The organism is Methyloglobulus sp., from assembly GCF_964779595.1.
On the sequence record NZ_CBAROL010000030.1, the window covers coordinates 21,089 to 30,131 of the forward strand.

A 9,043-nucleotide genomic window follows, 5' to 3' on the forward strand; every position below is an offset into this window, starting at 1 on the left:
GTGAAAACTATAACGCCAATTAATTGATTTTTATCAGTTCAACTTCAAAAATCAGGGTTTCATTAGGGCCGATAGCGCCACCTGCACCGTTTTCGCCATAGGCTAGGGTTGAGGGGATATAAAACTTATATTTTGCGCCTTCGGTCATCAGTTGCACGCCTTCTGTCCAACCTGGGATAACGCCATTTAACGGGAAAGAAGTGGGTTCGCCTCGGCTGTAGGAGCTGTCAAATTCCTTGCCGTCCAAAGATGTCCCTTTATAGTGGACTGTTACATTGTCAGTGGCAGCAGGGTGAGCCGTGCCTTTGCCTGGAGTCAAAACCTCGTACTGCAAGCCACTCGCAGTGGTTTTCACATTAGCTTTTTTGGTATTTTCAGCCAGGAATTTCTCGCCTGCGGCTTTATTTTCTTCTGGGGAGGCAGCATTGGCGAGTGAAAACATGGTTAGTCCTATGGCAATAGCAAAGATAGCGGAAAGAATTTGAATATGAGTTTTTTGCATTTTAATCGACCTCTTAATTAATAAATGAAAAGCACATTATAAACGCCTACGCTTGTTGGAAAAGTCTTTATTTGACGATAAGACCAGGAAAGCCTGTGATGTAAAACTTTGTCAAATCAATCCTTCACCCAACCATCCCGCAACGTCACCGTGCGGTTGAATACCAGTTTGCCGTTCCCACTATCTTTTGCATCGAAGCAAAAATAGCCTGTCCTTTCAAATTGGTAGCGGCTATCGGCTGTGGCTTTGCCTAGACTGGCTTCGATGCGGCAATCGCTAAGAATTTGTAATGAATCAGTATTTATCGCATCCAGAAAGTTGTCTTCATTGTCGGGATTCGGAACGGTAAATAGGCGGTCATAAAGCCTTATTTCGGTTGGCAGACTATGTTGTTCGGAAACCCAGTGGATTACGCCTTTCACCTTGCGACCTTCGGGGTTTTTGCCGAGCGTGTCTGGATCGTAAGTACAACGCAGTTCGATGATATTGCCTTCATCATCTTTCACGACCTCGTTGCATTGGATAACATAAGCACCGCGCAGCCGGACTTCGCCACCTTCTACCAAGCGTTTAAACTTAGGCGGCGGACAAGCGGCAAAATCATCTTGTTCAATCAAGATCACCTTGCTAAACGGCACATCGCGGTTACCGAGTTCTGGCTTTTGCGGATGATTGCTGATGATGAGTTGCTCGGTTTTGCCGTCTGGGTAATTATCAATCACCAGCCGTAACGGATTTAACACCGCCATCGCCCGTGCTGAGTTCTCATTCAGGTCTTCACGGATGCAATATTCCAGCACCGACATTTCTATCCATGAATTTTGTTTGGTCAGGCCGATACGCTCACAAAAATCACGGATTGCTTTTGGTGTAACACCTGCCCTGCGTAGTCCGGCAATAGTTGGCATTCGGGGATCATCCCAGCCATTGACGTGCTTCTCCATCACCAGTTGATTCAGTTTGCGTTTACTGACGATGGTATATTCCAGTTGCAAACGGGCGAACTCAATCTGTTGCGGATGGCAGGGGGTATCTAGTTGTTCTAATACCCAATCGTACAACGGACGGTGGTCTTCAAACTCCAGCGTGCATAAGGAATGGGTAATGCCTTCCAGCGCATCAGAAATGCAATGGGTGTAATCGTACATGGGATAGATGCACCAGGTATCGCCAGTACGATGGTGATGCACACGGCGAATTCGGTAAATGGCAGGATCGCGCATATTGATATTGGGCGATGCCATGTCGATTTTTGCACGTAACACATATTGCCCGTCGGCAAACTCACCTGCCCGCATCCGCCTGAACAAGTCGAGATTTTCTTCTATAGAGCGGTTGCGGTCTGGGCTAGGCTTGCCGGGTTCGGTCAGAGTGCCACGATAAGCCCTGATTTCTTCAGCCGATAAGCTGTCCACATAAGCCTGACCTTGCTGGATGAGTTGTTCGGCATATTGATAAAGTTGCTCGAAATAATCGGAAGCGTGGTACAAGCCATTCCATGCAAATCCCAACCACTGCACATCACGCTCGATGGATTCCATGTATTCGATACTTTCTTTTTCAGGATTGGTGTCGTCAAACCTGAGATTGCACGTACCGTTATTTTCAGCGGCAATCCCAAAGTTCAAGCAGATGGATTTGGCATGACCAATATGTAGATAGCCGTTTGGTTCTGGCGGAAAGCGGGTGGCGACTTTGCCATTGTGCTTATTGGTTTTAAGATCGTCGGCAACAATGTGGCGAATGAAATTGGCTGGGGTTTGCGTATCGTTAATGGACATGGATTCTACGTGTTGGTATAGGTTATCTGCAAGAATACCTGAAAAGCTTGTCGAGTCAGATTTTTTAATAGCATTGGCAGGAATACTACTGGATTTGACTATTTCAGTAAAGCCGAGGTATTAGGGTATTATCAGGCTTTCGGGTAGTGAAGTTGCTAGGTAATACTACTCATCTAACATTCAGCGAGTAACATCTTATGAAACAAACAACCTGGTATTCAAGGTTTGCCAAAGCTTCTTCACGATTTTGTGGTCGGCCTATCGTATTTGTGCTTTCCGTAGCAACCATTCTGCTCTGGATAATCACAGGGCCTATGTTCAATTACAGCAATACCTGGCAATTGGTTATCAATACAGCGACGACGATTATTACATTCTTGATGGTTTTTCTCATTCAAAGCACCCAAAACCGCGATACGGAAGCCATTCAAATCAAATTGGATGAATTAATCAGGGCAACTAAGGGAGCGCACAACGCCTTGTTAGATATTGAGGAGCTTGAGGAAATTCATCTCGATGCCTTTAGGGTAAAATACGAAGCATTGGCTGAATTAGCCAGAAGAAATGTTGAAAGCGGTATTTTAGATACCGATACGCCTGATATGGGTGATTAAGTCAGCAGTAATCAGGACGATTACAACGGCGGTTGCTGAGTGCCAGTAAGGTTGATTTGTACGCTATCTCCAACTGATAGCATTCCTAAACCATCGTGCAGGGCATTTTGCCCAAAATAAACCTTATGCTGCCATTTTCTGAGGCGGTTGAGCGTGGTGAGTGGTTCTTTGCCAGTTTTACCTGTTGCTGGGTCAATAGTTGGCACAGAACAGCGCGAGCAGGGTTTAGGTAAGCGAAAGCCGATAGTACCGATGGTAATTTGCCGCCAAAAATCTTCGTCAAAAGCATCACAGCCCGAAACTACCAAATTAGGACGGAAACGAGCCATAGCTAAATTGATCTGCATGGCTTTATTTAATGCGACCAGCGAATTTTCAGAAATCAGCAGGAAAGGAAAACCATCGGAAAGTGCAGTTTGATCTTCTGGGTTGGCAAAGTCAGGATTAACAGGGCGAATGGCAGCATCCGGTTGGTAGACCAGTCTGCATTCTATTTGCAGAAAACAGCTAAACCAAGCATCCGCCTCGAAAGATACGGTGATGGTATCGACGTGATCGTGCCAGATCGTGCTATTGATAATGTCGCCCATCGTTGGTTCTAGCGGCAAGGATAAATCGTCCATGCCTGGTGCAGACAGGATAAGCTCACTGTCAGTCAGTGTGGTTTTTATCAACGCCATTCGTGGCAAACGGCGTTGGCTGAGGAATTGCCGTTCTGCATCAATCAACATCCACTTTCTATCGTACTTAAAGCCCGTTGCTACCACCTGCCATCTCGTTACCCGTATGCCAGCAAGTGACTTGACCGGATAGATATACATATCGCTGAGTACGAGGTTTGTCATGGTGGTTTAGCTGATTAAGTGGCAAGCAAGCGGATGAGCTAAAATACAGATTCGGGTTATAAAACGAGGGATTACATGCTTATGTAAAGGATAATTTACGTTGCGTTGCCAGTAATTTATCAGCCAGTTTATTATTGACCTTATCAAATTTGATGCCGTAAATAATGACATTACCTTGGGTTTTACGCACAACTTTACTGGGAATTTCAAATTCTTTGAAGTCGGTAAAACGTATCGTTAAAGAAACCGGCTTATTGATGGGCAATTTTAGGTTTGTTGCAATCATCACACCTCTGCTACTAATATCAATCAGCTTTACCGACGTATCTTGGTTTGCAAAAGTGAAATCAAACATGCCGATTTTCCGCAGCGTAACGCCAATATCACTTCTGACATAACGTATACCCATACGTCTATTGGTTTTGAATGGAGCAGACGCGCTACTTTTAGACCAATGTTCGTCAGTTTGTACTGGATTTGTAGGTTTCGACATGAATAGTGAAAGCGTTTTATAACGAAGTTATTGTTAGTATCGACCCTAAAGTGATATTTTTCAAATGTTAAGGCGAGATTTGACGATTATAATAAAAAAATATGTTCAATCCGTTAGAATAAATGCTGTTTATTCATTAATGCTTACCCGTGAAAATGCGCTCGATTAAGATGTTACCTCGATTAGCTTGGATTATCTTCATTATTTTTCAGCTAGTTGCTTCAAATTTCTTGTTTGCAAAAGGCAAGCAAGTCATCAAAATTGCTTACCTGACCCAAACCCAAAAAGTACGTCCTGTGTTATCTAATCTTGATCCAGTTATCGAAAACAAAGGCGTTTTAGGGGCGGAACTGGCAATTGAAGATAACAATACAACCGGTGAATACACCAAACAGAAGTTTTTCCTGGAGAAATTCATCATTCCGGTGGACGGGAATGTTGTAGATACTTTTAACAAACAAATCGCCAAAAAATATGCCTTTGTGGTTACCAATTTAGCATCCGATGTAACCAATAAAGTCGCTGATTTAGATGCAGCAAAAGCCATTTTGCTGTTTGATGTCGCGACCATCGATGATGCCTTACGTAACCAGGATTGCCGTGCGAACGTGTTGCACCTGTTGCCCAGTCGCGCCATGCGTGCCGACGCACTCGCCCAGTACATGATGAAAAAACGCTGGACGAAGTGGTTTTTGGTTGTCGGCAACACAGAGGAAGATAAACTATATGCTGAAGCCACAAAGCGCGCCGCCAAAAAATTCAACATGAAGATTGTCCAGGAAAAAACCTGGGAACATACCTTTGATGCACGGCGAACCGCACAATCCGACGTGGCTGTTTTTACCCAGCTTGATGAGGATTACGAGGTATTGGTGGTTGCCGATGAGCAAGGCGAGTTTGGTGAATACCTGGATTACCGTACCTGGATTCCACGACCTGTTATCGGAACACAAGGCTTAGTAGCAACCTCATGGCATCGGGCGCATGAACAATGGGGCGCGACGCAGATTCAAAACCGCTTCAAAGAAAAAGCAGGGCGGTGGATGGAAGAACAGGATTATGGTGCTTATCTGGCAGTCCGGGCGATTGGCGAAGCGGCAACCCGTGCAAAATCAAATGAATTGAAGCCTATTAAGGATTACTTGTTGAGTGACCAATTCGCTTTGCAAGGTTATAAGGGTACATCCTTATCATTTCGATCTTGGGATCATCAATTGCGTCAACCGGTGTTGTTAGCTGCGCCTCGGTCTTTAGTTGCGGTTGCTCCGATTGAGGGCTTTTTGCATCCCAAAACCGAGCTGGATACGTTGGGCTACGATCAACCAGAAACAGAATGTAAATGGAGTAAAAGCGGTGAATAAGCAGATTTTAAGTGCTATTTTGTTGATATTAGCGGCTTCTGCACAAGCCGAAACCGTATTCGTCACCTTGGAAAAAGACAATGCCCTGGCGATTGTCGATCCGATAGCAGGCGAACTGATTAAAACTGTGGAAGTCGGACAGCGTCCAAGAGGTATTGCCATTAGTCCCGACAATAAAGTGATATACATTGCTACCAGCGACGACAATATCATCAAAATGATCGACACTGAAACCCTGAAAGAAATCGGGACGCTGCCTTCTGGCGACGATCCAGAAACGTTCGCGCTCAATCCTAAAGGTGACACGCTCTATATCTCCAACGAGGATGATAGCAGGGTGACGGTGATGGACATCGCTAAAAAAAAGGTCATCAAGCAGATTCAAGTGGGCGTAGAGCCAGAGGGCATTACCGTTAGCCCTGATAGCCGCTGGGTTGTCAGCGCGTCTGAAACAACTAATATGCTGCATTGGATTGATGCCAAAACCAACATAATTGTCGAGAATACACTGGTCGATGCACGTCCCCGTGCCGTTACATTTACCTCGGACAGTAAGTTTGCTTGGGCAACTTCCGAGATGGCGAGTAGCTTGTCGATTGTGGATGCCAGCACCAAACAGATTGTAAAACGCATTACGTTTGAGGTTCAGGGCGTGACCAAGGATAAAATACAACCCGTAGGTGTTGTTATCGACAAGGAAAACAAGCGTGGCTATGTGGCTTTGGGGCCAGCCAACCGTGTTGCTGTTATTAATGCCAAAACTTACGAAGTCGAAAAGTATTTGTTGGTGGGGCAGCGGGTGTGGAATCTGGCGTTTTCGCCCGACCAAAAACGCTTATATACGACGAATGGAGTAAGTAACGATATATCCATTATTGATCTCGATAACCTAACGGTAACTAAATCGCTAGGTGTAGGTAATTATCCCTGGGGGGTTGCCGTTAAGCCATGAGCCAGCCTTTACGACAAACCAATAGCAAAGAAATAGCTTTATCTATCGAAGATTTGAGCTTTTCTTACAGCGGCAAGAAAGCCTTAGATCAAGTGAGTTTTGACATCCAATCGGGTGAATGTACAGTATTGTTGGGTCCGAATGGGGCAGGGAAAAGCACCTTATTCGCCCTGATTACCCGTTTATATGATGCTCGTAGTGGAAGAATCGAGTTATGTAGGTTTGACATCAAAAAGCAAACGAGTAAGGCCTTGGCAAGATTGGGCGTAGTATTCCAGCAATCCACCTTAGATATGGATCTGACGGTAATGCAGAATCTGGGCTATCACGCGGCCTTACATGGTATGGGGCATAAGCTCGCCAAGCAGCGCATCCAAGAAGAATTGGAACGGCTAAATATGTATGATCGCCGTAAGGAGAAAATCCGCCAACTGAATGGTGGACATCGGCGGCGAGTCGAAATTGCCAGGGCTTTGTTGCATAAACCGTCCCTGTTGTTGCTAGACGAACCGACGGTCGGTCTTGATGTGCCTAGTCGCCAGGATATTGTCGAACATGTACATAGTTTAGCTAAGGACGACAACATCGCCGTGTTATGGGCAACGCATTTAATTGACGAAATTTATCCCGATGACCGCGTCATTATTTTGCATAAAGGTCAGGTAAAAGCGACTGGAACAGTTGATGATGTCCTGCAACAAACCGCAACATCAAGCATTAAGGATGCTTTTTATGTGTTAACTCAGGGGCTTCAAGGATGAAAATTCTGCATTATTGGCGTGCGATGTGGGGCATCATCTGGCGCGAATGCTGGCGTTTTGTCACCCAACGCGAGCGCTTTGTGTCTGCATTGGTCAGGCCTTTGGTCTGGTTGTTCATTTTTGCGGCGGGGTTCAGGTCTGCATTGGGATTGGCGATCAGTCCGCCGTATGAAACCTATATCCTCTACGAAGTCTACATCGTGCCGGGATTATGCGGCATGATCCAGCTATTCAACGGAATGCAAAGCTCGCTTTCTATGGTTTACGACCGCGAAATGGGCAGTATGCGGATTTTGCTAACCTGCCCCCTGCCGCGCTGGTTTTTGCTGTTGTCCAAATTGCTCGCAGGTACAGCAGTTTCCGTGCTGCAAGTCTATGTATTTCTGGGGATCGCTTGGTGCTATGACATTCGTCCGCCATTACAAGGATATGGCTGGATTTTGCCAGCGTTAGTCTTATCGGGTTTGATGTTAGGCGCGTTGGGGTTGTTGTTATCGTCTTTCATTAAACAATTGGAAAACTTCGCAGGTGTGATGAATTTTGTGATTTTTCCGATGTTCTTTATGTCCACCTCGCTTTATCCCTTATGGAAAATTAAGGAGTCCAGTGCCTTACTGCACCGACTTGCACAATACAATCCATTTTCCCAAGCCGTTGAGTTAATTCGCTTTGCTTTGTATGGTCAGTTTAATCAACATACCTTTATCTATACGCTAGTCGCTTTTATTGTATTTATGACGCTGGCAATCTTAGGTTATAATCCGTCCAAAGGGATGATGACTAGAAAAGGGGGGGCAGGATGAGTCCAGGCTACGAAAACATTCCAAAAAAACTAGGTATCAGTGTTTTTATGGCTAAATCATAAGGATCAACAATCATTACGGTGAATAGGTGAAAAATTCTTTTTTTCTTGTTATTCCAGCACAAGAAACCCGACCTGAACGGCTAAAATTATTTGAGCCAAAGGCTTTGGAGCAGTGGCTATTTGAGCTGCCAACGGCTAATCCTAGTTTGGCAACGCGGTTGATTCAGGACTTCATCACCGATTTTAATGCACTTAAAATGCCGTTTCAGTTACGCTTGGATGCGTTGGAGCTGATGCGTCCCAAAGTGCTTATTATGGAAGATTATCTTCGTTCCAGATTGATAAGGACGGCTTTCCCCAAAGAAGACAATGACTTAAAAATACTTCAAGTATTGGCTTCGATAGAGCGGGAATTCACGATTGGCTACTGGATAGTCCTGAAAGAACTCACACATCGGCAAGTCAGTTGGTTTCAGGGGAAAAGTTTGGCGTTGGCTCTGCAACGCTGCATCAAAGGCTTGAGTAGTGTGGTTGTAAGCCACTTTATTATGGGCTTACCGATTCCTGATTGGGTTTGGATAGACTTACATTCGCTGTTTAAGCTGAGTGTAAAATCAAAAAAAGATAACGTAAAAGTACCCGACCTCACCAATCATATCAATAAGGCTAGCACTCCAGAAGAATGTTATCGTCAGGTGCTGTTGCTTTGTTTATCCAGACCCACAGGCTTGCTACAAAAAGAAATTCCCCTTGTGTACAGTTTTATTGAAAGCTTATTTCCCTTCTTAGATTCAACTCATAAGTGCAATTCATTTTAACGTGATTGAAAGAGGTTAGCTGATATAGTTCAAGGCTTTTTCAATCCGACCAAAGATGAGGAAGCTTATGAAAGGTTATAAACAGCTAACCCAGATACAAAGATACCAGAT

The 9,043-nt window shown here is 44.8% G+C and carries 10 protein-coding genes; 6 read left to right on the forward strand and 4 right to left on the reverse strand.

Features of this window, described 5'->3' with window-relative positions; translation table 11 throughout:
- Nucleotides 1–19: 19 nt before the first annotated feature.
- Together bamJ and AC1YY3_RS10180 are read right to left on the reverse strand one after the other, a co-directional pair.
- Nucleotides 20–502 carry a BamJ family beta-barrel-assembly machinery protein gene (gene bamJ, locus AC1YY3_RS10175; RefSeq protein WP_481824626.1) on the reverse strand — a complete coding sequence of 161 codons (483 nt, stop codon included), beginning with the start codon at nt 500–502 and terminating at the stop codon, nt 20–22.
- Between the two features lie 116 nt (nt 503–618).
- On the reverse strand, nt 619–2,283 hold the full coding sequence (locus AC1YY3_RS10180; protein ID WP_481824627.1) for a glutamine--tRNA ligase/YqeY domain fusion protein: 1,665 nt from the start codon (nt 2,281–2,283) through the stop codon (nt 619–621).
- 197 nt (nt 2,284–2,480) lie between these two features.
- Between AC1YY3_RS10180 and AC1YY3_RS10185 the strand changes: the two genes are divergently transcribed.
- Nucleotides 2,481–2,897, forward strand: coding sequence for a low affinity iron permease family protein (locus tag AC1YY3_RS10185; RefSeq protein ID WP_481824628.1), 417 nt, complete (start codon nt 2,481–2,483; stop codon nt 2,895–2,897).
- A gap of 20 nt (nt 2,898–2,917) precedes the next feature.
- Here AC1YY3_RS10185 and AC1YY3_RS10190 read toward each other — a convergent pair whose 3' ends face one another.
- Nucleotides 2,918–3,742: an MOSC domain-containing protein gene (locus AC1YY3_RS10190; protein ID WP_481824629.1), complete on the reverse strand. Its 825-nt coding sequence runs from the start codon at nt 3,740–3,742 to the stop codon at nt 2,918–2,920.
- A 79-nt stretch (nt 3,743–3,821) separates the two neighbouring features.
- On the reverse strand, nt 3,822–4,235 hold the full coding sequence (locus AC1YY3_RS10195) for a PilZ domain-containing protein (protein ID WP_481824630.1): 414 nt from the start codon (nt 4,233–4,235) through the stop codon (nt 3,822–3,824).
- Nucleotides 4,236–4,405: 170 nt separating this feature from the next.
- On the opposite strand from AC1YY3_RS10195, the gene AC1YY3_RS10200 reads away from it, so the two are divergent.
- The 5 genes from AC1YY3_RS10200 to AC1YY3_RS10220 all read left to right on the forward strand — a co-directional run bounded on the left by AC1YY3_RS10200 (nt 4,406) and on the right by AC1YY3_RS10220 (nt 8,932).
- Nucleotides 4,406–5,596 carry an ABC transporter substrate-binding protein gene (locus AC1YY3_RS10200; RefSeq protein WP_481824631.1) on the forward strand — a complete coding sequence of 397 codons (1,191 nt, stop codon included), beginning with the start codon at nt 4,406–4,408 and terminating at the stop codon, nt 5,594–5,596.
- On the forward strand, nt 5,589–6,548 hold the full coding sequence (locus AC1YY3_RS10205; protein ID WP_481824632.1) for a PQQ-dependent catabolism-associated beta-propeller protein: 960 nt from the start codon (nt 5,589–5,591) through the stop codon (nt 6,546–6,548). The genes AC1YY3_RS10200 and AC1YY3_RS10205 overlap by 8 nt, the downstream gene beginning before the upstream one ends.
- Complete coding sequence (locus tag AC1YY3_RS10210) at nt 6,545–7,309, forward strand: ABC transporter ATP-binding protein (RefSeq protein WP_481824633.1); 765 nt, start codon at nt 6,545–6,547, stop codon at nt 7,307–7,309. The genes AC1YY3_RS10205 and AC1YY3_RS10210 overlap by 4 nt, the downstream gene beginning before the upstream one ends.
- Complete coding sequence (locus AC1YY3_RS10215; RefSeq protein ID WP_481824634.1) at nt 7,306–8,112, forward strand: ABC transporter permease; 807 nt, start codon at nt 7,306–7,308, stop codon at nt 8,110–8,112. The genes AC1YY3_RS10210 and AC1YY3_RS10215 overlap by 4 nt, the downstream gene beginning before the upstream one ends.
- Before the next feature lie 88 nt (nt 8,113–8,200).
- Nucleotides 8,201–8,932, forward strand: a complete 732-nt coding sequence (locus AC1YY3_RS10220) for a hypothetical protein (RefSeq protein ID WP_482194456.1) — start codon at nt 8,201–8,203, stop codon at nt 8,930–8,932.
- The last annotated feature ends 111 nt before the right edge of the window (nt 8,933–9,043 follow it).